The following is a 23,839-nucleotide window of genomic DNA, read 5'->3' on the forward strand; positions in this document are numbered from 1 at the left end:
CCCTTCCGGCGGAAATCATCCTCTCTGTCGATCTCAAAGTAAAAGTTTGTACAGTCGAAATACGTATGAGAAGTATCGAAAGGATATTTCCTGTTGATCTGATGGTTATAGATCTCGATAATCTTTTCATATTCGGAGCCGAGATACTCTAATCCTGCATACAGCTGGTTCAGGGAAAATCTGACAGGTTCATACAACTTCGGAAGTACTTCGTCAAAAGTTTTCGCTTTTGAACAGGGGCAGACCGCTCTGGAATAGATCAGGGAAGACAGGAGGGAAAACACATTAAACTTGAAATCCGTAGCAGTCTGCATAAGATCAATATATTTCTTTACGTCCAGAGATTCATTGAGATTTTTGAGAGGAAAGTAGCCCAGGAGTTTTTCAGGAGTTTCCTCGGAGATCTGCAAATCTTTCTCGTTTTGCCGTTGCGCTGCCAGCTGTTGATTTAATCGGGCAACCTCATCTTTGAAGAAAGCAACCGGGTCCTCGATTCCTTTCTCCTGAAGTTCGTGGACGTAACCAAGGGCTTTATAAGAACGGTGCGCGGTATTTTTCTTGCGTGGGTCATAAAAGCTTTCATAAATTTGAAGATAAGTGCCTTTATTCAGATTGGATTTTTTTAAAAAGTAAGCCATAAAATCACCTCTCCTCATTATAACACCATAACACCATTTAGTAAAGAGGTAAAAAAATATTTTGTCAAGTTTTAAAAAAATAAAAAAAGCCAGCAAATATGCTGACTGTAAGAATTCAGGAAAAGGATCACTCTTAAAGTATTATGGTGTTAAAACTGAAAGACGGGATTTCTCCTTCGCCGGGGATTTTCTACTTCAGATATCCTCTCTGTATTGAGAGAATTTTCGGAAGATGATGAAGGGAACCTGACATAGGGTTCCCTTGTATAAAATATACATAGACCTCCATTCTATTTCTTGGTTTTATGTTGACTTTTTTGTGAAATCAGTATAAAATTATACTGTTGTATTCGTACAATGAAAACTTAATAAGGAGGTGCTCCTGTGGCAATCAATGTAATCATTGCAATCGTTGCTGTAGCTGTTACATTGCTGATCGCAGTTCCTGTTACTGCCAATATTTCTGTTAAGAAAAAGACAGAGAAAGACGCAGAGACTATCGGAACCGCAGAAGTGAAAGCAAGAAACATTATAGATGAAGCATTGAAGACTGCTGAAACAAAGAAGCGCGAAGCTCTCCTGGAAGCAAAAGAAGAAAACCTTCGTACCAAGAATGAACTGGAGAAGGAGACAAAGGAGAGAAGAAACGAGCTTCAGAAGTATGAAAAGCGTGTTTTGTCAAAGGAAGAGGCTCTCGATAAAAAGGCAGATGCCCTGGAAAAAAGAGAAGCCGAATATGCAGCAAAGGAAGCAGATTTAAGGAAAAAAGAGAAAAAAGTCGACGAACTGCAGGGACAGAGAATACAGGAACTGGAAAGAATTTCAGGTCTTACCTCCGAACAAGCAAAAGATTATTTGTTGAAAACTGTTGAAGATGAAGTGAAAATTGACACCGCCAAGCTTTACAAGGAATTGGAGAGCAGGGCAAGAGAAGACGCAGACAAAAAGGCAAAAGAATATGTAGTAACTGCTATACAGAAATGTGCAGCAGACCATGTGGCAGAAGCTACAATTTCTGTTGTACAGCTTCCAAGCGATGAGATGAAGGGAAGGATCATTGGTCGTGAAGGCCGTAATATCAGAACCCTGGAAACTCTGACGGGAGTGGATCTGATCATTGATGATACGCCGGAGGCAGTGGTGCTTTCCGGATTTGATCCAATCCGCAGAGAAGTAGCCAGAATCGCTTTGGAAAAATTGATTGTAGATGGCCGTATCCATCCGGCCAGAATTGAGGAAATGGTTGAAAAAGCACAGAAAGAAGTCGAGACCATGATGCGGGAAGAAGGAGAAGCCGCAGCATTGGAAGTTGGGGTACACGGAATCCATCCCGAACTGATCAGACTTCTTGGACGTATGAAGTTCCGTTCAAGCTACGGTCAAAATGCTTTGAAACATTCTATTGAAGTGGCCCAGCTTGCCGGCCTTTTGGCAGGAGAAGTCGGAACGGATATACGTATGGCAAAACGAGCAGGACTGCTCCATGACATCGGAAAATCCATCGACCATGAAGTGGAAGGATCCCACATTCAGATTGGTGCTGACTTATGTAGAAAATATAAAGAATCCCAGACAGTCATCAATGCGGTAGAGGCTCACCACGGAGACGTAGAGCCTGCATCCCTGATCGCATGTCTGGTCCAGGCTGCCGATGCAATTTCAGCGGCAAGGCCCGGAGCAAGAAGAGAAACTTTAGAAACTTATACCAACAGATTAAAACAGTTAGAAGATATTACAAACTCTTTCAAAGGAGTGGACAAATCTTTTGCTATTCAGGCAGGAAGAGAAATTCGTGTTATGGTTGTACCTGAGCATGTCAGCGACAGCGATATGGTACTCCTGGCAAGAGATATTTCCAAGCAGATTGAAGCTGAGCTGGAATATCCGGGCCAGATAAAGGTAAATGTAATTCGCGAGTCACGAGTAGTGGATTACGCAAAATAAAGTCGACTTTGAATCTAATAGAGAGAGACTCTTACGAAAGTAAGGGTCTTTTTCTAATTCAGAGACTATTTTCAGGTCCAAAGACATAAACTGTATAGGGTGAAATGAATGAAAAAAAATCTGCGGCTGTTTCTTTTGCTGTATTTGGCAGGATTTGGGGCAGGAGTTCTGACAGCGGCTCTTTTTCTGGGAAAGACGGGGTATCAGACGGGACTGCTTCCCATATATCTAAATAAGCATCCTGACTGGGAAGAAAGCATGCTGTTTCAAGAGCTCCTTTTTCAAAGGGGAAGTTTTTTCTTTGTAGGAGCTGTGTGCGGAGTTACTGTTCTGGGAACATTTTTTGCAGCAGGAGGTCTGTTGTGGGCAGGATTTTTGGGAGGAAATCTTGCCGCTCTTTTTTTGACGGAATGGGGACTTAAAGGGATGGGGGCAGGAATCCTCTGTATGGTTCCTCAGATCCTTTTCTATATTCCAGGATGGCTCCTCTATTTCTTTTCTATCATGCAGATGAGCAGGAAATCTCTTTCAGGACAAAAGCGCTATCGGGAGGACTATAAGTCCTATTTTTTCTTTATGTCCATGGCAGGGGTTCTCCTTTTGCTGGGAATCTGGACAGAAAGTTATGTCAATCAAAAAATTCTTGCCTGGATTTTAGAAAAAATTCTTTGAGTTCACAAAAAATTTACAAATGGTTCTTTACCACATGTAGTGGGAAATGAAAAGAGGGGTTTCGATATCTTGTGGAAAATGTCAAAATATCTGTTAACATAAAGGTTTTTGTTAAATTTAGGGTTTGATTTTTTACCAAGTCTTGATATATAATCGAACTATGTTTACAGAAGGGAAAAGAAAGAATGAAGTGCGAGATACAAGAATTTATTGATTATTTACATAAAACCAGGGGCACTTCAAAAAATACAGAAGTTTCATACGAGCGTGATTTGAAAAAGTTAGAAAAGTATTTAACAGAAGGGGGATTCGAAACCGCGGAACAGATAACTTCCACGGTTTTGAATTCTTATGTCCTTTATATGGAGCGGAAAAATTTTGCGGCTTCTTCAATATCCAGAAGCATCGCGTCTATCCGTGCATTTTTTCAGTTTTTGACGCAGAAATACAGGTGGAAGGAAAATCCTGCAGAGAAGCTGAAAGCGCCGAAGATTGAAAAGAAACTGCCGGACATTCTTTCGGTGGAGGAAGTGGAACTGCTCCTTAAACAGCCCAAAGAAAATACGGCTAAGGGGATCAGAGACCGGGCAATGCTGGAACTGCTGTATGCCACTGGTATCAGGGTGAGTGAGCTGATCAGCCTGAAGGTAAAAGATATAAATTTAAAATTAGGCTATCTGACTTGCAGCAGCGGAGAAAGAGAACGGGTGATTCCTTTTGGAACTACGGCAAAACAGGCAGTGGAGCATTACATGGAGGGTGCTCGGAAAATACTTCTGGGAGAACAGGAAAGTGACTATCTCTTTTTAAACTGTTCAGGAAAATCTATGAGCCGGCAGGGATTCTGGAAGGTTTTGAAAGGATACGCTGCTTCGGCAGGAATCCAGCAAGATATCACACCTCATACCCTTCGGCATTCTTTTGCGGCACATCTTGTACAGAACGGAGCAGACCTGAAGAGCGTACAGGAAATGATGGGCCATTCTGATATTTCCACTACACAGATTTATATGAATATGAATATCCATAAAATCCGGGATGTTTACATGAAAGCGCATCCCAGAAAATAGAAAGACTTTCCCACAAAGTTCAGGGAAAGTCTTTTTGCTCTGAGGAAATTTAACACAGCTCCGCAATGGTGTAAAGAAGCTTTTCTGTATCTTCCCAGCCAAGGCAGGGATCGGTAATGGATTTTCCATATACATGGTCGGGGCCGATTTTTTGACTGCCCTCTACCAGATAGCTTTCAATCATGACGCCTTTGACCAGTTTCTGGATGTCCGGGGACACCAGACGGCTGTGGAGGACTTCTTTGACAATACGGATCTGCTGTTCATACTTTTTACCGGAATTGGAATGATTGGCATCAATGATGACTGCCGGATTTTTCAGATCTCTTTTTTCATACATTTCCAGAAGAAGCTGGAGATCCTCATAGTGATAATTGGGAATGGTATTTCCATGTTTGTTTACAGCGCCTCTTAAAATGGTGTGAGTAAGGGGATTTCCCTCTGTCTTTACTTCCCAGCCTCTGGAAATAAAGTCATGGCCTCCCTGGGCTGCTACGACGGAGTTCAGCATAACAGAAAAGTCACCGCTGGTGGGATTCTTCATTCCAGCAGGAATATCCAGGCCGCTGACCATAAGGCGATGCTCCTGATTCTCCACAGAACGGGCGCCAATGGCCACATAGGAGAGCAAGTCGGAAAGATAATGCCAGTTGTCGGGATAAAGCATTTCATCAGCAGAGGTCAGGCCGGTTTCTTCCATGGAACGCATATGCATGTGACGGATGGCTAAAATTCCTGCCATAACATCTGGCTGGGCCTCAGGGTCCGGCTGATGGAGCATGCCTTTATATCCTTCTCCTGTTGTCCGGGGCTTGTTGGTATAGATCCGGGGAACCAGGACCAGACGGTCCGCTACTTTTTCCTGGACTTTTGCCAGGCGGTTTGTATATTCACATACAGAATCTTCATTATCCGCTGAACAGGGTCCTACGATTACCAGAAACTTATCAGAATCGCCGGTGATCACATCCTGGATCAGACGGTCTCTCTGCTCCTTTATTTTTTTCATTTCTTCGGACATAGGGGTCTGTTCCTTGACCTGGTCCGGAGAAGGCAGCTGTCTGACAAATTTAAAACTCATAGTATTCTCCTTTGTATTTTTATAAATATTTTACTTAGTCTCTCTAACAGAAAAATTATAATACAAGAAATCCCGGTTGTCGATACTTTTTCTCAGCAGTCAGGAAAAGTATTCCCTTAAAAAGCAGAGAGAAAGCCCTGTGACGAGGATTTCGCTGACAATAAGTCCCCATAGATATCCCAGGATGCCATATTCGGGAATGACAAAAAAGACAAAGGCGATCCGGACACCCAGTCCCAGAGTGTTCAGGATAAAGGACTGGTTAGCAGCTCCCAGGCCGTTTAGAATCCCGCTTAAAGTACCGGAAAGGTAGAGGCAGGGACAGATAAAGGACAGGGTTTTGATAAATGTGGCTGCAAATTCATTTTTAAAAAGAATCAGTCCCAGGAAATCTCCTGCAAAAAAGAAAAAAGCTGTGGATAAGAATCCTAAAATAAGGCAATATTTTACGGAGAGAAGGATAGCTCTGCGTATGGCCTTTCGATTGCCTACGGCCTGATTCTCTGCCACAGAGGGAAGAAGGACTGTAGATACGGCATTGGTTATGGCGGAAGGAAAAAGAATAAGAGGAAGGGCCATACCAGTGAGGACGCCATAAACAGACAGAGCAGAGCCGCTGTCCATACCGAAAAGCCGCAGATGACCAGGAATCAGTACAGACTCTATGCTGTGAAGGACATTTACAAGAAGCCGGCTGCAGGTCAGAGGAAAGGCCAGGGCCAGTATTTCTTTTAGGTCTTTTACAGGAGAGCGGAGACTCCTCAGACGGTAGCCATGCTTTTGATAATCCCAGAGGATTACCAGGAGAGAAAAGATCATGGAAACCAGCTCGCCTCCCAGTAAGCCTGCCACAGCCAGCATAGGAGTTACCGGCACATTCTGTTCCGTCAGAATGAGAAAGATGCCATAGGAAACACCGACTCTGGCACTCTGTTCCAGAAGCTGGGCAGCAGCAGGAATGACCAGTTTTTTTCGGGCAAAGTAGTAACCGTTTACACAGGAATGAAGAGTGCCCATGGGAATAGAAAAAGCCATGAGCCGGAGCAGAGGAGCGCATCTTTCTTCCAGAAGAATATGAAGGGCAAACCAGGAAGCATTCTGATAAAGAACCGCAGAAACTACCAGGGCAATGGCTGTGGAAAGGGCTCCTGAGAGAACAAAAATGTCCCTGGCGCCCTGTTCGTCTTTTAAGGCTGCCCTGGCAGCGGTAAAGCGGGAGATGGCCGTCTGTATCCCGCCTACAGACAGGGCGAAGCAGAGGGTGTGGATAGGGAAGATAAGCTGGTAGATTCCCATGCCCTCTGCACCAATTGTCTGAGAGAGGAATATTCTATAGATAAAGCCGATGATTTTGGTGATAAATCCTGCTCCTGTGAGAAGGAGAGTTCCTTTCAGAAGCACGTGTTTATTTTCCATAAGATTTCCTTTTGCTTTTTCCATAATATATTCCAAAATTCTCCTTGACAGAACATGCTAAAGGTGATATTCTACATCCAGAATAGAAATCCGAGTAAAATAGTCGGAATTAAGAAGGGGCGATAACAGTGAAGCTATCTACAAAAGGCAGATATGGACTGCGGGCCCTTATTGACCTGGCACTGTATGGTGAGAAAGAAGCCGTTTCCATCCAGAGTATTTCTGCCAGACAGATGATTTCAGACAGTTACCTGGAACAGCTGGTAAGGAAACTGAAAAAAGCAGGTCTTGTGACCAGCGTCCGGGGAGCCCAGGGAGGCTACAGGCTGGCAAAACCTGCCCAGGAGATTTCCGTGGGGGATGTTCTCAGGGCTTTAGAAGGCAGTATTGAGGCGGTTTCCTGCGGAGACGAGAATAACGCCAACTGCCTGGGGCAGGACCTTTGTGTAGCCAGATATGTCTGGGAGAAAGTGAATAAAAGCATTCAGGAGACCGTAGATTCTATTATGATCAGCCAGTTGGTGGAAGAAAGCCGCCGCATCCAGGAAAAAACCGGATCTGATATGTAGCAGTTCAGTCATATATCTGAACTCTTTGAAAAATGTGAAAATAGGAGAGGAAAGCTATGAAGACAAGGATTTATTTAGATAACGCAGCAACTACAAGAACCGCTCAGGAAGTAGTGGACGCCATGCTCCCTTATTTTACAGAGAGTTATGGAAACCCTTCCAGTATTTATGAGCTGGGACAGAGAAGCAAAGAAGCTATCACTAATGCCAGGGAAGAAATTGCCCGGGTTATCGGGGCAAAGACAGAAGAAATCTATTTTACCGGAGGGGGTTCTGAAGCGGATAACTGGGCCATAAAGGCAGCTTATGAAGCTTATAAGAATAAAGGAAATCATATTATCACTACCAAGATCGAGCATCATGCAGTCCTTCACACCTGTCAATATCTGGAAAAACAGGGCGCCCGGGTCACTTATCTGGATGTAGATGAGAATGGACTGGTAGATCTGGAGCAGCTTCAGAAAGCCATTAGCCCGGAGACCATACTGATTACCATTATGTTTGCAAATAATGAGATCGGTACCATTGAGCCAGTAAAGGAAATCGGAATGATTGCCAGAGAGCATGGGATTCTTTTTCACACAGACGCTGTCCAGGCCTTTGGCCAGGTGCCTATAGATGTAGATGAAATGAATATTGATATGTTAAGCTCCAGCGCTCATAAGATCAACGGCCCCAAAGGGATTGGCTGTCTCTACATCCGGAAGGGGGTAAAGATACGTTCTTTCGTACACGGCGGAGCTCAGGAGAGAAAGAGAAGAGCCGGCACAGAGAATGTTCCGGGAATCGTAGGATATGGGGTAGCGGCACGGATGGCAGCTGAGACCATGGAAGAGAGGACAAAGAAGGAGAAGGAGCTGAGAGACTACTTTATCCGCCGGGTTTTAGAGGAAGTGCCTTATGTACGCCTGAACGGAGACCCGGTAAAACGTCTTCCCAATAATGCCAATTTCAGCTTCCGGTTTATTGAAGGTGAATCACTCCTGATCATGCTGGACATGAAGGGAATTGCAGGTTCCAGCGGTTCTGCCTGTACCTCAGGGTCATTAGATCCTTCCCATGTACTTCTGGCTATTGGACTGCCTCATGAGATTGCCCATGGTTCCCTGAGACTGACTCTGGGAGCAGACACCACTAAAGAGGACTTAGATTATACCTTGGAGCAGATTAAAGAGATTGTGGCGAAACTGAGAAATCTGTCTCCCTTATATGAAGACTTTATAAGAAAACAGGAAAAAGCGGAAAATAAATAAAAAAGTTCATAAAAGAAAAATGGAGGAAGGAATAATGTACAGTGAAAAAGTTATGGATCATTTTCAGAATCCCAGAAATGTAGGAGAGATTGAAAATCCCAGCGGAGTAGGAACAGTAGGAAATGCAAAATGTGGAGATATTATGAGAATTTACCTGGATATTGATGAAAATCAGATTATCCGTGACTGTAAATTTAAGACTTTCGGCTGCGGCGCAGCCGTAGCCACCAGCAGCATGGCTACAGAACTGGTAAAAGGAAAAACCATACAGGAGGCCCTTCAGGTTACTAATAAAGCAGTAATGGAAGCTTTAGACGGCCTGCCTCCAGTAAAAGTCCACTGTTCTCTGCTGGCAGAAGAAGCCATTCATGCAGCTCTGTGGGACTATGCAGAAAAGAATGGGATTAAAATCGAAGGACTTTCTAAACCAAAGTCTGATATCCATGAAGGCGAAGAGGAAGAAGAGGAAGAGTACTGATGGAAAAGAAGAAAGTGGTAGTAGGTCTGTCAGGAGGAGTAGATTCTTCAGTGGCAGCCTATCTGCTGAAGAAGCAGGGATATGAGGTCATTGGAGTCACCATGCAGATCTGGCAGGAAGAAGAGCCTGAATTTCAGGAAGAAAACGGGGGCTGCTGCGGCCTCAGCGCTGTGGACGATGCCAGAAGAGTGGCGGCGAAGCTGGAAATCCCTTATTATGTGATGAATTTCAGGAAAGAGTTTAAGGAAAATGTCATCGACTATTTTATAAAGGAATACCAGGAGGGAAGAACGCCAAATCCCTGTATTGCCTGTAACCGTTATGTGAAATGGGAGGCCCTTCTGAAGCGGAGTCTGGATATAGGAGCAGATTATATTGCTACAGGACATTATGCAAGAGTAGAACAGCTGGAAAACGGACGTTATGCCATTCGTAATTCGGTGACTGCCAGAAAAGACCAGACCTACGCTTTATATAATCTTACTCAGGAACAGCTTGCTCATACTCTGATGCCTGTTGGGGCGTATACAAAAGAGAAAATACGTCAGATTGCCGCAGAAGCGGGAATTCCTGTAGCACATAAAAAAGATAGTCAGGAAATCTGTTTTGTGCCGGATAATGACTATGCGGGTTTTATCGAAAAAAGTACAGGACAAAAAATCCTTCGGGGAAATTATGTGAAAAAAGACGGGACTGTTATCGGGGAACATAAAGGAATTATCCATTATACGATTGGTCAGAGAAAGGGACTGAATCTTTCTATGGGGCATCCGGTGTTTGTTACAGAAATTCGGCCAGAAACAAATGAGGTGGTCATAGGGGAAAATGAAGAGCTCTTTGTGAAAAGCCTGGTCTGTGACCGGATGAATTACATGGCAATGGAAGAGATTAAAGAAGGGGAAATCCTTTCTGGTAAGATCCGATATAATCATCCAGGGGCCCCCTGTACCCTAAAAAAACTGGAAAATGGCAGAGTGCAGGTAGACTTTCTGGAGCCCCAGAGAGCTGTAACCCCGGGACAGGCTGTAGTCCTGTACCGGGGAGAGTATGTAGCTGGCGGCGGCATTATATTAGGGCCTGCACTAGAGCTTTAAGAACTCTGGCTTTCTTTCTTTAAAGATAGTATAGTATCGGAAACCACAGGCTTTTAAGAGCTCGCCGGTTTCCTTGAAATTATAGGCAATATGTTCTGGAGCATGGGCGTCAGAGCCAAGTGTCAGGATTTCTCCTCCCAGCTCCCGGTAGCGTGCCAGTACCTTTTCTGTAGGGTTGGGATGTCCCAGGCCATATTTGAAGCCTGCGGTGTTGCATTCCAGCCCTATCTGTTTTTCTATGAGCGTTTTCAGAATGGCGTCCAGGATATCCTGATATTTTTCGTAGGTATAATCCTGGTTCTGATTTGGACCGTAGCGTACAACATAATCGATATGGCCGCAGGTGTCAAAGCAGGAAAAAGTCTTCAGATTTTCCAGGAGCACTTCAAAATAGCGGTGATAAGCCTGATATTCGCTCCTTTCTTCAAAAAATGTCCGGTCATAAGGATCCATGTGATCTGCTACATGGGTGGAACCGATCAGAAAGTCAAAGGAAGCAGAGGATGCAATCTCTGGGATTACCTTTGTCAGATGGGGCTGCAGCCCCATTTCCATGCCAAAATAAATTTGGATACGGTCCCGGTATTTTTCTTTCAGCTCTCTCAGCTTTTTTTCATAGGCAGGAAGATCCAGGTCAAAGGAATAATCCCCTTCGGGGAAATCAGGGTCCAGATGCTCTGTAAAGCACATGGCGGGAAGGCCCAGCTGGATTCCTTTTTGTATCATTTCTTCCATAGGAACTTCACTGTCCCCGGAGAAAGAAGAATGAAGATGATAATCACAATACATAAAAGCAACTCCTTTTTGTAGATGTTTTTTACTTAATATAAGCATTATAAGGGAAATTTTAGGGCTCTAGCAAGAGGAAAGAGGTTAAATTAGAGTTAAAACGCTTAGGAAATATGAAATTAGGCTTGAATTTTTGGACAAAAACGAGTACAATATGGACAAGGTTGATGTTTCTTTAACAATGTAGCTTACAACAGTTAAAGAACTCACAGAAAATCAATCACTTTTAGGAGGAATGAAAATCATGGCAGTAAAAGTAGCAATCAATGGTTTTGGACGTATCGGACGTCTTGCATTCAGACAGATGTTTGGAGCAGAAGGATTTGAAATCGTAGCAATCAACGATTTAACATCTCCCAAAATGTTAGCTCACTTACTGAAATATGACTCTACACAGGGAAGATATGAGTTAGCTGATAAAGTTACAGCTGGCGAAGATTCTATCACTGTAGACGGAAAAGAAATCAAAATTTATGCAATGGCTAATGCCGCTGAACTTCCTTGGGGAGAAATCGGTGTAGACGTTGTTCTGGAGTGTACAGGCTTCTATACATCTAAGGCAAAAGCACAGGCTCATATCGATGCCGGCGCTAAGAAAGTTGTTATTTCTGCACCAGCTGGAAATGACCTGCCAACTATCGTTTACAATGTAAACCATGAAACATTAACAGAAAATGATAACATCATTTCAGCAGCTTCCTGTACAACAAACTGCCTGGCACCTATGGCTAAAGCATTAAATGACTTAGCTGAGATCCAGTCCGGTATTATGTGTACAATCCACGCTTACACAGGCGACCAGATGACTCTGGATGGACCACAGAGAAAAGGCGATCTGAGAAGATCCCGTGCTGCAGCAGTTAATATCGTTCCAAACAGCACAGGTGCTGCAAAAGCTATCGGCTTAGTTATTCCTGAATTAAACGGAAAACTGATCGGTGCTGCACAGCGTGTTCCTACTCCTACAGGTTCCACAACAATCTTAACAGCAGTTGTTAAAGGAAACGTTACAAAAGAGCAGATCAATGACGCTATGAAAGCAGCAGCTACAGAGTCCTTCGGATACAACGAAGATGAAATCGTATCCAGCGATATCGTTGGTATGAGATATGGTTCTCTGTTCGATGCTACACAGACAATGGTTCTGCCTCTGGACAACGGAACAACAGAAGTTCAGGTTGTATCATGGTATGACAACGAGAACTCCTACACAAGCCAGATGGTTAGAACAATCAAATACTTCGGTAAATTATTAAACAAATAATAATTTGCTGCTGAAAGTATTATAAAGGCTCATTTAAGGGTCCGGTCTACTACGGTATGGACCGGGCCCTTTTCGGCTATATAAAGAAAAGGAGGCATTTCCAATGCTTAATAAAAAATCAGTAGATGATATCAACGTAAAAGGAAAAAGAGTGCTGGTGCGCTGTGACTTTAACGTACCTCTTCAGGATGGAAAGATCACAGATGAGAACCGTCTGGTAGCTGCACTTCCTACTATTAAAAAATTGATCGCTGACGGCGGGAAGATTATTCTCTGCTCTCATTTAGGAAAGCCAAAGGGAGAACCGAAACCGGAATTATCCCTGGCTCCTGTTGCAAAACGTCTGACTGAACTGCTGGGACAGGAAGTAAAGTTTGCTGCTGATCCGGAAGTTGTAGGTCCTAATGCAAAAGCTGCTGTAGAGGCCATGAAAGACGGAGATGTAATCCTTTTGGAGAACACCCGTTATCGTGCAGAGGAGACAAAGAACGGAGATGAATTCTCTAAAGAACTGGCTTCCCTTTGCGATGTATTTGTAAATGATGCTTTTGGTACAGCCCACAGAGCACACTGCTCAAATGTAGGTGTTACAAAATATGTAGATACCGCAGTAGTTGGATATCTGATGCAGAAAGAAATCGACTTCCTGGGAAATGCTGTAAACAATCCTGAGAGACCATTTGTTGCAATCCTGGGCGGTGCGAAAGTTTCCAGTAAGATTTCTGTTATCAATAACCTGCTGGATAAGGTAGATACTCTGATCATCGGAGGCGGTATGGCCTATACTTTCTCTAAAGCAGAAGGCGGTAAGATCGGTGTATCTCTTTGTGAAGATGATTACTTACAGTATGCGTTGGATATGAAGAAAAAAGCAGCAGAGAAAGGTGTGAAACTGCTTCTTCCTGTAGATAACAGAATCGGTGATGCTTTCTCTAATGACTGCAATATCCAGGTAGTGCCTACCGGTCAGATCCCTGACGGATGGGAAGGCATGGATATCGGACCAGAAACAGAGAAGCTGTTCTGCGAAGCTGTAAAAGATGCCAAGACTGTTGTATGGAACGGACCAATGGGATGCTTTGAAATGCCAAACTTTGCTCATGGTACAGAAGCCGTTGCAAAAGCTTTGGCTGAAACAGATGCTACCACCATTATCGGCGGCGGTGATTCTGCAGCAGCAGTAAACATCTTAGGATATGGCGACAAGATGACCCACATCTCCACCGGCGGCGGCGCTTCCCTGGAATTCCTGGAAGGCAAAGAACTCCCCGGCGTAGCAGCTGCAAATGATAAGTAAGCACTTAGCGATTGGCAAGCCGCAGGCGCAGACAGAGCTTAGTGCGCACTTAGTTCACCGCACTTAGTGAGGCAAGTCCATAGGACGCAGTCCGAACTTAGTAAGGTGAACATACCCCTCCGTCTGCACCTGCAAGTTATAAAGAATAAGAAAGAAGGTAATTCCCATGGCAAGGAAAAAAATTATTGCCGGAAACTGGAAGATGAACATGACTCCCAGCGAGGCAGTGGAATTAGTAAACACTTTAAAACCATTAGTTGCAAACGAAGAAGTAGACGTAGTTTTCTGCGTACCAGCTATTGACATTGTTCCTGTAGTGGAAGCTGTAAAGGGAACTAATATCCAGGTTGGCGCTGAAAATATGTACTTTGAAGAAAAAGGCGCTTATACAGGTGAGATTTCTCCAAACATGTTAGTAGATGCAGGAGTAAAATATGTGATCCTGGGCCACTCTGAAAGAAGAGAATACTTCGGTGAGACAAACGAAGATATTAACAAAAAAATGCTGAAAGCTTTTGAGCATGGTTTAACACCTATCATGTGCTGCGGCGAGACACTGGAGCAGAGAGAGCAGGGCGTGACCATGGACTTTATCCGTCAGCAGGTAAAAGTTGGATTCCAGGGAATCACAGCAGATCAGGCTAAAGAAGCAGTTATCGCTTACGAGCCTATCTGGGCTATCGGTACAGGAAAGACTGCTACAACAGAACAGGCTCAGGAAGTATGCAAGGCTATCCGTGAGTGTATCGCAGAGGTATATGATCAGGCAACTGCAGATGCTATCCGTATTCAGTACGGCGGTTCTGTAAATGCTAAAACAGCTCCAGACTTATTTGTTCAGCCGGATATCGACGGCGGACTGGTAGGCGGAGCCGCTCTGAAACCAGACTTTGGCGCCATTGTAAACTACAATAAATAAAAGTGATTGAAAAAGAACTGCCTCCGGGACAGTTAAGGGAAAATCCTGCAGGAATTTCCCCACTGCTCCGGAGGCAGTCCTTTATATTCTATAGGAAAGTCCTCCGGACTGCCCTATAGAATATAAAGCCCGCTGGGCGGGATGCACACGCCGCAATAAGGTATGTTACCGCCTTGCGGTATTGCGGGGGCGCACAAAGTGTTCAAGCCCCTCAAGATTGAGGAAAGGGGGAGCTGAAGTGGGCTTGCCCACTTTATTCTAGCCCTTCAAGATTAAATGGAGGGGTGTATTCTTCTTTGGCGCTGCTTTTTTCCTGCATAAATCCCTGGGTAAGTCCCAGAGAAATTGCTTCTTCCAACACCTTGTTATATTCATAGGTGGTGAGCCGCCGGTTGATTTCCGGATATTGGCTGCTTTTGTAAAAAGGCGTGTACTGACTTAATAAGCTGAGAAGGAAACTGCCTTCCGGAAGATTGTCTTTAATCCAGTGAAGGACAGCAGAAGAGTCCTTCCTGGAGCCAGGCAGTACCATGTGGCGGATGATCACACCTTTTTTCAGAAGTCCCTCTTCATCGAAAACAGGATTTCCTGTCTGAGATATCATGGTAGCGATTGACTGGGAAGCTACGGAGAAATAATCTCCGGCCCCTGAATATCTGGAGGAAAGGACCGGGGAAAAATATTTCAGGTCTGGCAGGTAAATATCCACATAATCCTTTAAAATTTCAATGACTTCTGGTTTTTCATAGCCTCCGCAGTTATAAACCACGGGAATATGGAGACGGGGCTTTGCAAGCTCCAGAGCTTTCAGCACTGCCGGAAGAAAATGTCCGGCAGTTACCAGATTAATGTTATGAGCCCCCTGTTCCTGAAGGCGGAGAAAAATGTCAGCCAGATTTTCCGGCGAAAGCTCCTTTCCCGTACCTTCCTGACTGATTTTGTAGTTCTGGCAGAAACAGCATCTTAGATTACAGCCAGAAAAGAATACTGTGCCGCTTCCACGGGTACCGCTGATACAGGGCTCCTCCCAGTGATGGAGAGCGGCTCTGGCACATCTTAGAACTGCTTTTTCTCCACAGTATCCCCTTCTTTTGGTACGGTCTGCACCGCAGTTCCTGGGGCAGAGCCGGCAGCTGGTCATGTCCAGCAAAGAATTATCCCATTTCATGAAAAAGTTCTCCCTTAAAAATGTTCATATCTTTTCTTATGATAGTAAAAAAATTGGTGAAATTCAACAGAAAGGAAGAAAAGCCTTTTATTTTTTGGACTTTTGGAGTAGAATGGGCCTGTGAAAAAAAGTAGAGCTGCGGCATTAAGGATATGCCAGGAATATTTATATATTTTATGCGAATTTGTCGAGTATAGCTTTGAGACCTTAGGCTCAAAGCGACGGAGACTGAGCAATAAAATGTATAAATATTCTTGATTTGGCTTAACGCCACAGCTCCATATACCAAAGTAAATAGGCAAGGATGTTTAAATAGAAATGAAAGACAATAAAAAAGAGAAACTGAAAGCTTTAAAAAAGGCTGACAAAAAGCTGAAGAAGGGAAACGGTAAGAAGAGTAAAAAGAAATCTAAAAAAGCTCTGGGAATTGGTCTGGGACTGACAGCTGCAGTGGTTCTTGCAGGATATGCAGGGGTAGGAGTTTATTATCAGGATAAGTTTTACCCCGGGACCATGATCAACGGTATTGACTGTGGAGGAAAGGATACGGAATATGTCAGAGAACTTCTGAAAAACAGTGCTGAGACCTATTCTCTGACAATTAAAGAAAGAGGAGAGCAGACAGAGACTATCGATGGAACTACGATCCAGCTGTCCTACCAGGATGATAACGGAGCCCAGCAGGTAAAGGCAGAACAAAACTCCTGGCTTTGGCCTGTACAGATTTTTGGGGATAAAAATTATACAGTAAATGCAGACAGTTCTTATAATGAAGAAAGTCTGAACCAGGCAGTAGCTGCCTTGTCCTGTATGCAGGATGCCAACATGACGCCTGTACAGGACGCCAGAGTGGAGGATAATGGAACTTCCTATGAAATTATTCCGGAAGTAGAGGGAACGACTCTGGATAAAGAAAAGACACTTGCAGCCATTAAATCTGCAGTAGACCAGCGACAGACAGAGGTTTCTCTGGAAGAAACAGACTGTTATGTGAAGCCGGCAGTATACCAGGATGATGAAAATCTGAAAAAAGAGGCAGAGCAGCTGAATAAATTTACAAGCCTCCAGGCCAGCCTGAATTTTGGAACGGGAACAGAGACGGTGACAAGAGACCAGTTGAAATCCTGGCTGAAAAAGGGCGGGGACGGAAATTATTATTTCGACACAGAGACAGTAAAGCAGACAGTCATTGCCTGGTCTGAAAAATATAATACCATTGGACAGCCCAGGGATTTTGTTACTTCCAATGGAAACACAGTGCATCTGACTCAGGGAGATTATGGATGGAGATTGTGGCAGGATAAGACTACAGAGTCCCTGGTAAATATGCTGAATGCCGGACAGAGCGGAGCCGTGGAACCTACCTGGCTTTATTCTGGACAAAAGCATGGGGGCAATGATATAGACGGAACCTACGTGGAAATTTCCATCAGTGAGCAGAGAATGTGGTTTTATAAAAACGGAACGCTTCTTGTAGATACCCCTGTGGTAACGGGAAATCCCAATGCAGGAAATGGAACTCCTTCAGGAGGAGTATGGAGACTGAAAGATAAGGCAAGTCCCTCCACTCTTGTAGGCAGAAACCCTGACGGTTCCATTGAATATGAAACTCCTGTAAACTACTGGATGCCCTTTAACGGTGGAGTAGGTATTCATGACCTGACAACCAGGAGCAGCTTCGGGGGAGACATTTATCTCTATAATGGCTCTCATGGGTGCATTAATACACCTTTGGAGAACGCCAGAACCATTTATGAAAATATAGAGGTAAATACTCCGGTAGTGGTATATTGATATTTCTTATAAAAGCTGATATAATTCATGAAACTGAATAAATATGCATTGCCATGTGATTATTTCAGTGTTTTCCGAAAAACCGGAAGATGAAATGAATAATTATAAAAAGGAGAGGAAAAAGATGAAGAAAAAAGTATTCGCAGCATTTTGTGCCGCTGCTATGGTTCTCACTGCAGCAGGCTGTTCCGGAGGAAACCAGGCATCTTCAGAACCTGTAGAGGTAGCTTCTGTAGAAGATCTGGCAGAGCTTAATATTGGTGTCCAGATCGGGACCACAGGAGACTCAGCAGCTACAGAAGCTGTAAATGAGGATTCCCAGGTGAACCGTTTCAATAAGGGAGCAGACGCTATCCAGGCTCTGAAAAACGGAAAGGTAGACTGTGTGGTTATCGACTCCCTTCCTGCCCAGAAGTTTGTAGAGGCAAATGATGATCTTAAGATCGTAGACGGGATTTTTGAAACAGAAGAATATGCTATCTGTATGAAAAAAGGCAATACAGAACTGAGAGATTCCTTTAATGAGGCCCTGGCAGAGTTAAAAGAAGAGGGAACCCTGGATGAAATCCAGAGCAATTATATTGGTGATGAGATTGGAGAACATCCCTATGAGTCTCCGGCAGATGTGGACCGTTCCAATGGAACTCTGACCATGGCTACCAATGCGGAATTTGAACCCTGGGAGTATAAAGAGGGAGATGAAATTGTAGGAATCGACGCTGATATTGCCCAGGCAATCTGTGATAAACTGGGATATGAGCTGAAAATCGAAGATATGGCTTTTGAAGCTATCCTTACTTCTGTAGATACAGGAAAAGCAGATTTTGGCGCAGCGGGTATGACAGTTACACCGGAGAGAGAAGAGAGCGTAGAGTTTACAGATACCTATGCAGAAGCTACCCAGGTTGTTATCGTAAGAAAATAATGACAGAATATCTGACTAAGGAGGATATGAAATTATGTGGGAAAATCTCCAGCATGGGTTTCAGCGGTATTTTGTAGACAACGGCGCCTCTGAGTGGTGGATCAACGGATTAAAGACCACAATATTAGTAACCCTTCTGGCCCTGTGCATCGGTGTGGTCCTGGGATTTCTGGTGGCCCTTATCCGTTCTGCCCATGAGCAGACCGGAAAACTGAAGCTGCTGAATGCCATATGTGTGGTTTATCTGACAGTCATCAGAGGAACCCCGTCTATGATTCAGATACTGATTTTTTATTCTGTAGTTTTTGCCAGTATACCCCTGAATAATATTATTATCGGCGGTATTGCCTTTGGAATCAATTCAGGGGCTTATGTGGCAGAAATTGTCCGCTCCGGTATTATGTCTATTGACAAGGGGCAGATGGAAGCAGGCAGAAGCCTGGGTCTGAGTTCAGGTCAGACCATGAAACTGGTCATTATGCCCCAGGCTTTTAAAAATGTCCTACCGGCACTGATCAATGAAATGATCGTGCTTTTAAAAGAAACGGCTATCATTGGTTATATCGGCACAATAGATATTACAAAAGCAGCTACTTTAGTGCAGAGCCGTACTTACAGCGCCTTTGTACCGCTGATCTCAGCAGCGATTTTCTATCTGGTGCTGGTAATGCTGCTGACCTATTTCATGGGCAAGGTGGAAAGGAGGCTGCGCAGAAGTGACCACTAAAGGTGAAGTATTGATAAAGGTAGAAAATCTTCAGAAGCATTTTGGAGAAAATAAAGTTCTGGACGGTATTAGTACAGAGATACATAAAGGAGAGGTAGTTGCCATTATCGGCCCCTCAGGCTCAGGAAAATCTACCTTTCTTCGTTCCCTGAATCTTCTGGAGGTACCTACCGGGGGAAAAATACTGTTTGAGAATGTAGATATTACAGATCCGAAGGTGGATATTGACCGCCACCGCCAGAAGATTGGAATGGTATTTCAGCAGTTTAATCTGTTCCCCCATAAGACAGTAAAAGAAAATATCATGCTGGCTCCTGTGACTCTGAAGCTTATGACTCCTGAAGAAGCTTCTCAGAGAGCGGAAGAGCTTTTAAAGAGAGTAGGGCTTCCAGATAAAGCAGACGCTTATCCCGGCAGTCTTTCAGGGGGACAGAAACAAAGGATAGCCATTGCACGGGCTCTGGCTATGAATCCAGACGTAATGCTTTTTGACGAGCCTACGTCGGCTCTTGACCCGGAGATGGTGGGAGAGGTTCTGGAAATTATGAGAGAACTGGCCCAGTCAGGCATGACCATGGTCGTGGTGACTCATGAAATGGGATTTGCAAGAGAAGTAGCCAGCCGGGTGCTTTTTATCAACGAAGGCAATATACAGGAGGACGCTCCGCCTCAGGAATTTTTTGCCTGTCCGAAAAATCCAAGACTGCGGGAATTTCTGTCTAAGGTCTTATAAATTTATTGAAAAATCCTGCAATTCTGTTAAAATAATAAACGGACATAAGGAACAAGAGAAATTTGAGATAAAGGAGAAATCGTCATGAGTAAAAAACCAACCGTATTAATGATTCTGGATGGATATGGTCTGAACAATAACTGTGAGGCCAATGCTGTATGCGAAGGCAAGACACCTGTTATGGACCAGCTGATGTCTCAGTGCCCATTTGTAAAAGGAAATGCCAGCGGCATGGCCGTAGGACTTCCTGAAGGTCAGATGGGAAATTCTGAAGTAGGACATCTGAACATGGGCGCAGGCCGTATTGTATATCAGGAGCTTACCAGGATCACAAAAGAGATTCAGGACGGGGATTTCTTTAAGAATGAAGCGCTGTTAAAAGCAGTTCGCAACGCAAAAGAAAATAATGCGTCTCTTCACCTTTTCGGACTCCTTTCTGACGGCGGCGTTCACAGCCATAATACTCATGTGTACGGACTTCTTGAACTGGCTAAGAGAGAGGGACTGGAGAAAGTATTCGTGCACTGTTTCCTGGACGGAAGAGATACACCTACTACAGGGGGAAAAGGCTACATCCAGGAATTAAATGATAAGATGAAAGAAATCGGCGTAGGACAGGTTGCATCTGTAATGGGACGCTACTATGCCATGGACAGAGATAACCGCTGGGACCGTGTGGAACTGGCTTACAAAGCTCTTACAAAAGGGGAAGGCATTCAGGCTGAGTGCCCGGTATGCGCTGTAAAAGCTTCATATGAAGAAGGAAAGACAGATGAATTTGTTGTTCCTACCGTGATCGTAAAAGACGGACAGCCAGTGGGAAGGATCCAGGATAAAGATTCCGTTATCTTCTTTAACTTCCGTCCTGACAGAGCAAGAGAGATCACCAGAGCTTTCTGCGCAGATGATTTTACAGGATTTGAGAGAGAGAAGAGACTGGACCTTACCTATGTATGCTTTACAGAGTATGATCCTACAATTCCTAATACAGAGGTAGCTTTCCACAAGGTATCCATTAAGAATACTTTTGGAGAATTTCTTGCTGCCAACGGACTGAAACAGGCCCGTATTGCAGAGACAGAGAAATATGCGCATGTAACTTTCTTCTTTAACGGCGGTGTTGAGGAGCCAAATGAAGGAGAAGACAGGATCCTGGTAAAATCCCCGAAAGTTGCTACCTATGACCTGAAACCGGAAATGAGCGCTTATGAAGTATGCGACAAACTGGTAGAAGCGATCAAGTCCGAAAAATATGATGTGATCATCATCAACTTTGCAAATCCTGATATGGTAGGTCATACTGGAGTGGAAGCAGCAGCTATCAAAGCTATTGAGACTGTAGACGAGTGTGTGGGAAGAGCTGTAGAAGCTGTGAAAGAAGTAGGTGGACAGATGTTTATCTGTGCAGACCACGGAAACGCAGAGCAGCTTGTTGACTATGAAACAGGAGCTCCTTTCACTGCACATACAACAAATCCTGTACCATTTATCCTGGTGAATGCAGATCCTTCTTATACATTAAGAGAAGGAGGCTGCCTGGCAGATATCGCGCCTACTCTTATCGAGATGATGGGAATGGAGCAGCCTGCTGAAATGACAGGAAAATCTTTACTGATCAAAAAATAAGATGTTTAGGACTGGAGCCTTCACACTTTTGCTTGGTGTGAAGGCTCCTTTTTCCATCTAAAATACTTACTAAATTTCCAGGAGAAAAATTCAATGGATTTTGTAAAGTATTCCGGTATTGTTTTCTGCGGAAGGCAGTGCTAAGATAAAATCACACTTCAGATATCATAATTTCTAAATCCGGCCATTCGGCCAAAATTCCAAATCAATGCAGACAGAGAAACTGAATATGAACAGGGAAAAGAGAACAGCCGGTTTCTGGGGAGCTTGCACCTTTTTGTTCCCTGGGAAAGGGGACTGTGTATGAAAAAAAGCAAAAAAAGAAAAAATGAAATCAAAAAGATATTTTTGCTGCTGCTTTTATCCCTGTGCTGTGTAATACTGGCTGGAAAAGCTGTCAGAGGAAGGTTCATAGATAAGTTTCCAGGAAAATACCTGGTTTGGGACATAAAAACCGGGGAATATTATGCATTGGACCAGAAAAAATATAAGACAGAAATACAGATCAATAAGAAAAAACAGATGTCAGCCCTGGAACTCAGGATGGAAGATACCCCGGATGAACAGGAGACGGAAAAAATACAGACTATGGAGGCAGAGGGCAGAGCTCAATGGATGGAGATGATATTTTTGTGGACCATCAGTGAGACATGCCTGCTGGCTCTGGCGTGGAAACAAAAAAGAAGTCCAAAATGATCAGGAGGTATTGCTATGGAAAGGTATTTGCCAATTAGAAAAGTATATGGAAGAGAAGTGCTGGACTCCAGAGGAAATCCCACTGTGGAAGTGGAAGTTACAGTCGGAGAAGGCGTTGTGGGGAAAGACGGGTATACGGGGAAAGCAATTGTGCCCTCCGGCGCTTCAACTGGAAAATTTGAGGCTCTTGAGCTCCGGGACGGTGAAAAACGTTATGGAGGTCAGGGCGTACAGAAGGCGGTGAGCAATATAAATACCAAGCTGGCTGACGCTGTTCTGGGAGAGAATGCCCTGGACCAGAGCCAGATTGACAGACTGATCCTGGAGGCAGACGGCACAGAGAATAAGGAACATCTGGGAGCCAATGCTATGCTGGGGGTCTCCCTGGCAGTGGCCGACGCCTCTGCAAAAGCTCTCCGCCTGCCTCTGTATCAGTATCTGGGAGGCTGTATCACAGACAGAATGCCTGTGCCTATGATGAATATCCTAAACGGCGGAAAACATGCAGACAATACGGTAGATTTCCAGGAATTTATGATCATGCCCACAGGGGCCTGCTGTTTTAAAGAGGCTCTGCAGATGTGTGCAGAGACCTATCAGAAACTGAAATCTATATTAAAGGAACGAAACCTGTCCACCGCAGTAGGAGACGAAGGTGGCTTTGCTCCAGATGTAAAAGACGCCAGAGAGATACTGGACTTTATGAGCCTTGCAGTCAGAGAGGCAGGCTATGAACCGGGAAAGGATATTTCTTTTGCTATGGATGCAGCAGCAAGCGAGCTGTATCTGGAAGAGGAAAAAGCATATTACTTTCCGGGGGAATCTTCTATGACAGGAGAAAAAATCCTGAGGACTGCCCAGGAAATGGTGGACTACTATGGAAAACTTCTGGAGGAATATCCCATAGTTTCTATTGAGGACGGTCTGTGGGAAGAGGACTGGAATGGATGGAAACTGATGACAGAGAAACTGGGCAGTAGAGTACAGCTTGTGGGAGACGACCTTTTTGTGACCAATGTAAAGAGAATAGAAAAAGGTATCTGTCAGAAGACCGGTAATGCAGTGCTGATCAAGGTAAACCAGATCGGCACCCTTACAGAGGCCGTGGCGGCTGTGAGGATGACACAGAAGGCAGGGTGGAATCCAGTGATCTCCCACCGTTCAGGGGAGAGCGAGGATACTTTTATTGCAGATTTAGCGGTAGCCATGGGAGCAGGGCAGATTAAAACCGGAGCTCCCTGCAGAGGAGAACGAACGGCAAAATATAACCGGCTTCTGGCCATTGAAGACCGTTTGGGCAGTCACAGCCTCTATATAAGCCCCTGGAAAAACATTGAGAAAAACGGTTGAAATCCTTCCAGGCATGTGTTAAACTTGATGTGTTTAACAGGTAGGAGGTGTTACAGTGGAGATATTGAGAATTGTATTAACGATCCTTTTCGTTATTGATTGTATAGGACTGACTGTGATCATTCTGATGCAGGAAGGAAAATCTCAGGGACTTGGAAGCATCGCCGGAATGGCCGAAACCTACTGGGGCAAAAACAAGGGCCGCTCCATGGAAGGTGCTTTAGTAAAGGCTACACGGATCATGGGTGTTTTGTTTTTCGTGCTGGCTTTAGTATTAAATCTGAATTTTTAAGCATGAGGCTGCTGCATTAAACGAGAGAGGTTTAGTGGGGCGGC

The 23,839-nt window shown here is 44.3% G+C and carries 22 protein-coding genes and 1 pseudogene; 18 read left to right on the plus strand and 5 right to left on the minus strand.

Annotated elements, in window-relative coordinates:
- Nucleotides 1-638: pseudogene (locus tag B5G00_RS14215) on the minus strand (IS1634 family transposase); the annotation flags it as partial.
- Nucleotides 639-1,067: 429 nt separating this feature from the next.
- On the opposite strand from B5G00_RS14215, the gene rny reads away from it, so the two are divergent.
- From rny to xerD, 3 genes are all read left to right on the plus strand, one after another.
- Entirely contained in the window at nucleotides 1,068-2,582 is a 1,515-nt protein-coding gene (gene rny, locus B5G00_RS14220) for a ribonuclease Y (protein WP_242971376.1), read from the plus strand.
- A 108-nt stretch (nucleotides 2,583-2,690) separates the two neighbouring features.
- Nucleotides 2,691-3,254, plus strand: a complete 564-nt coding sequence (locus B5G00_RS14225; protein ID WP_087273888.1) for a stage II sporulation protein M — start codon at nucleotides 2,691-2,693, stop codon at nucleotides 3,252-3,254.
- A 185-nt stretch (nucleotides 3,255-3,439) separates the two neighbouring features.
- Entirely contained in the window at nucleotides 3,440-4,324 is an 885-nt protein-coding gene (gene xerD, locus B5G00_RS14230; protein WP_087273890.1) for a site-specific tyrosine recombinase XerD, read from the plus strand.
- A 49-nt stretch (nucleotides 4,325-4,373) separates the two neighbouring features.
- On the opposite strand, the gene B5G00_RS14235 is transcribed toward xerD, so the two are convergent.
- Nucleotides 4,374-5,432 (minus strand): 3-deoxy-7-phosphoheptulonate synthase, encoded by a 1,059-nt coding sequence (locus tag B5G00_RS14235; protein WP_275532377.1) that lies wholly within the window; start codon nucleotides 5,430-5,432, stop codon nucleotides 4,374-4,376.
- 72 nt (nucleotides 5,433-5,504) lie between these two features.
- Nucleotides 5,505-6,821 carry a polysaccharide biosynthesis protein gene (locus tag B5G00_RS14240; RefSeq protein ID WP_087274024.1) on the minus strand — a complete coding sequence of 439 codons (1,317 nt, stop codon included), beginning with the start codon at nucleotides 6,819-6,821 and terminating at the stop codon, nucleotides 5,505-5,507.
- A gap of 128 nt (nucleotides 6,822-6,949) precedes the next feature.
- Here B5G00_RS14240 and B5G00_RS14245 point away from each other — a divergent pair, with 128 nt between their 5' ends.
- From B5G00_RS14245 to mnmA, 4 genes are read left to right on the plus strand one after another with little or no spacing between them, the layout of a single operon-like run.
- On the plus strand, nucleotides 6,950-7,390 hold the full coding sequence (locus tag B5G00_RS14245; protein WP_087273895.1) for an RrF2 family transcriptional regulator: 441 nt from the start codon (nucleotides 6,950-6,952) through the stop codon (nucleotides 7,388-7,390).
- A gap of 56 nt (nucleotides 7,391-7,446) precedes the next feature.
- Complete coding sequence (gene nifS / locus B5G00_RS14250; protein WP_087273897.1) at nucleotides 7,447-8,643, plus strand: cysteine desulfurase NifS; 1,197 nt, start codon at nucleotides 7,447-7,449, stop codon at nucleotides 8,641-8,643.
- Nucleotides 8,644-8,677: 34 nt separating this feature from the next.
- Nucleotides 8,678-9,121 carry a Fe-S cluster assembly scaffold protein NifU gene (gene nifU, locus B5G00_RS14255; protein WP_087273899.1) on the plus strand — a complete coding sequence of 148 codons (444 nt, stop codon included), beginning with the start codon at nucleotides 8,678-8,680 and terminating at the stop codon, nucleotides 9,119-9,121.
- Complete coding sequence (mnmA, locus tag B5G00_RS14260) at nucleotides 9,121-10,215, plus strand: tRNA 2-thiouridine(34) synthase MnmA (protein WP_087273902.1); 1,095 nt, start codon at nucleotides 9,121-9,123, stop codon at nucleotides 10,213-10,215. The genes nifU and mnmA overlap by 1 nt, the downstream gene beginning before the upstream one ends.
- Here mnmA and B5G00_RS14265 read toward each other — a convergent pair.
- Nucleotides 10,204-11,004 carry a histidinol-phosphatase HisJ family protein gene (locus B5G00_RS14265; protein WP_087273905.1) on the minus strand — a complete coding sequence of 267 codons (801 nt, stop codon included), beginning with the start codon at nucleotides 11,002-11,004 and terminating at the stop codon, nucleotides 10,204-10,206. The two genes, mnmA and B5G00_RS14265, sit on opposite strands and share 12 nt — an antisense overlap.
- A gap of 244 nt (nucleotides 11,005-11,248) precedes the next feature.
- Here B5G00_RS14265 and gap point away from each other — a divergent pair, with 244 nt between their 5' ends.
- The 3 genes from gap to tpiA all read left to right on the plus strand — a co-directional run bounded on the left by gap (nucleotide 11,249) and on the right by tpiA (nucleotide 14,484).
- Nucleotides 11,249-12,268 (plus strand): type I glyceraldehyde-3-phosphate dehydrogenase, encoded by a 1,020-nt coding sequence (gap, locus tag B5G00_RS14270; protein WP_087273907.1) that lies wholly within the window; start codon nucleotides 11,249-11,251, stop codon nucleotides 12,266-12,268.
- Nucleotides 12,269-12,371: 103 nt separating this feature from the next.
- Nucleotides 12,372-13,565, plus strand: coding sequence for a phosphoglycerate kinase (locus B5G00_RS14275; protein WP_087273909.1), 1,194 nt, complete (start codon nucleotides 12,372-12,374; stop codon nucleotides 13,563-13,565).
- Between the two features lie 166 nt (nucleotides 13,566-13,731).
- Nucleotides 13,732-14,484, plus strand: a complete 753-nt coding sequence (gene tpiA / locus B5G00_RS14280; RefSeq protein WP_087273911.1) for a triose-phosphate isomerase — start codon at nucleotides 13,732-13,734, stop codon at nucleotides 14,482-14,484.
- A 253-nt stretch (nucleotides 14,485-14,737) separates the two neighbouring features.
- On the opposite strand, the gene B5G00_RS14285 is transcribed toward tpiA, so the two are convergent.
- Complete coding sequence (locus B5G00_RS14285) at nucleotides 14,738-15,652, minus strand: radical SAM protein (protein WP_087273914.1); 915 nt, start codon at nucleotides 15,650-15,652, stop codon at nucleotides 14,738-14,740.
- 318 nt (nucleotides 15,653-15,970) lie between these two features.
- On the opposite strand from B5G00_RS14285, the gene B5G00_RS14290 reads away from it, so the two are divergent.
- From B5G00_RS14290 to secG, 8 genes are all read left to right on the plus strand, one after another.
- Entirely contained in the window at nucleotides 15,971-17,446 is a 1,476-nt protein-coding gene (locus tag B5G00_RS14290) for a L,D-transpeptidase family protein (RefSeq protein WP_242971372.1), read from the plus strand.
- A 124-nt stretch (nucleotides 17,447-17,570) separates the two neighbouring features.
- Nucleotides 17,571-18,371: a transporter substrate-binding domain-containing protein gene (locus tag B5G00_RS14295; protein WP_087274025.1), complete on the plus strand. Its 801-nt coding sequence runs from the start codon at nucleotides 17,571-17,573 to the stop codon at nucleotides 18,369-18,371.
- 34 nt (nucleotides 18,372-18,405) lie between these two features.
- The gene (locus B5G00_RS14300) at nucleotides 18,406-19,098 is read left to right on the plus strand and encodes an amino acid ABC transporter permease (protein ID WP_087273919.1); all 693 of its coding nucleotides are present in this window, start codon (nucleotides 18,406-18,408) and stop codon (nucleotides 19,096-19,098) included.
- Nucleotides 19,088-19,831: an amino acid ABC transporter ATP-binding protein gene (locus B5G00_RS14305; RefSeq protein ID WP_087273922.1), complete on the plus strand. Its 744-nt coding sequence runs from the start codon at nucleotides 19,088-19,090 to the stop codon at nucleotides 19,829-19,831. Before B5G00_RS14300 ends, B5G00_RS14305 begins: the two co-directional genes overlap by 11 nt.
- Nucleotides 19,832-19,915: 84 nt before the next feature.
- Entirely contained in the window at nucleotides 19,916-21,457 is a 1,542-nt protein-coding gene (gpmI, locus tag B5G00_RS14310) for a 2,3-bisphosphoglycerate-independent phosphoglycerate mutase (RefSeq protein WP_087273924.1), read from the plus strand.
- Nucleotides 21,458-21,760: 303 nt separating this feature from the next.
- Nucleotides 21,761-22,153, plus strand: a complete 393-nt coding sequence (locus B5G00_RS14315) for a hypothetical protein (RefSeq protein WP_087273927.1) — start codon at nucleotides 21,761-21,763, stop codon at nucleotides 22,151-22,153.
- 15 nt (nucleotides 22,154-22,168) lie between these two features.
- Nucleotides 22,169-23,503 carry a phosphopyruvate hydratase gene (gene eno / locus B5G00_RS14320; RefSeq protein ID WP_087273929.1) on the plus strand — a complete coding sequence of 445 codons (1,335 nt, stop codon included), beginning with the start codon at nucleotides 22,169-22,171 and terminating at the stop codon, nucleotides 23,501-23,503.
- Nucleotides 23,504-23,558: 55 nt separating this feature from the next.
- Nucleotides 23,559-23,795, plus strand: coding sequence for a preprotein translocase subunit SecG (gene secG / locus B5G00_RS14325; RefSeq protein ID WP_087273931.1), 237 nt, complete (start codon nucleotides 23,559-23,561; stop codon nucleotides 23,793-23,795).
- The last annotated feature ends 44 nt before the right edge of the window (nucleotides 23,796-23,839 follow it).

It is taken from the genome of Blautia sp. An46, from assembly GCF_002161645.1.
Taxonomy (GTDB): domain Bacteria; phylum Bacillota; class Clostridia; order Lachnospirales; family Lachnospiraceae; genus Blautia; species Blautia ornithocaccae.

Excerpts from the sequence above, each read along its gene's own strand:
- eno (WP_087273929.1), top strand. The coding sequence starts at position 22,169 with ATGGAAAGGTATTTGCCAATTAGAAAAGTATATGGAAGAGAAGTGCTG.
- B5G00_RS14265 (WP_087273905.1), bottom strand. The coding sequence starts at position 11,004 with ATGTATTGTGATTATCATCTTCATTCTTCTTTCTCCGGGGACAGTGAA.
- B5G00_RS14275 (WP_087273909.1), top strand. The coding sequence starts at position 12,372 with ATGCTTAATAAAAAATCAGTAGATGATATCAACGTAAAAGGAAAAAGA.
- xerD (WP_087273890.1), top strand. The coding sequence starts at position 3,440 with ATGAAGTGCGAGATACAAGAATTTATTGATTATTTACATAAAACCAGG.
- gap (WP_087273907.1), top strand. The coding sequence starts at position 11,249 with ATGGCAGTAAAAGTAGCAATCAATGGTTTTGGACGTATCGGACGTCTT.
- B5G00_RS14240 (WP_087274024.1), bottom strand. The coding sequence starts at position 6,821 with ATGGAAAATAAACACGTGCTTCTGAAAGGAACTCTCCTTCTCACAGGA.
- B5G00_RS14290 (WP_242971372.1), top strand. The coding sequence starts at position 15,971 with ATGAAAGACAATAAAAAAGAGAAACTGAAAGCTTTAAAAAAGGCTGAC.
- mnmA (WP_087273902.1), top strand. The coding sequence starts at position 9,121 with ATGGAAAAGAAGAAAGTGGTAGTAGGTCTGTCAGGAGGAGTAGATTCT.
- nifS (WP_087273897.1), top strand. The coding sequence starts at position 7,447 with ATGAAGACAAGGATTTATTTAGATAACGCAGCAACTACAAGAACCGCT.
- B5G00_RS14295 (WP_087274025.1), top strand. The coding sequence starts at position 17,571 with ATGAAGAAAAAAGTATTCGCAGCATTTTGTGCCGCTGCTATGGTTCTC.
- B5G00_RS14285 (WP_087273914.1), bottom strand. The coding sequence starts at position 15,652 with ATGAAATGGGATAATTCTTTGCTGGACATGACCAGCTGCCGGCTCTGC.
- gpmI (WP_087273924.1), top strand. The coding sequence starts at position 19,916 with ATGAGTAAAAAACCAACCGTATTAATGATTCTGGATGGATATGGTCTG.
- tpiA (WP_087273911.1), top strand. The coding sequence starts at position 13,732 with ATGGCAAGGAAAAAAATTATTGCCGGAAACTGGAAGATGAACATGACT.
- B5G00_RS14300 (WP_087273919.1), top strand. The coding sequence starts at position 18,406 with ATGTGGGAAAATCTCCAGCATGGGTTTCAGCGGTATTTTGTAGACAAC.
- B5G00_RS14315 (WP_087273927.1), top strand. The coding sequence starts at position 21,761 with ATGAAAAAAAGCAAAAAAAGAAAAAATGAAATCAAAAAGATATTTTTG.
- B5G00_RS14225 (WP_087273888.1), top strand. The coding sequence starts at position 2,691 with ATGAAAAAAAATCTGCGGCTGTTTCTTTTGCTGTATTTGGCAGGATTT.
- nifU (WP_087273899.1), top strand. The coding sequence starts at position 8,678 with ATGTACAGTGAAAAAGTTATGGATCATTTTCAGAATCCCAGAAATGTA.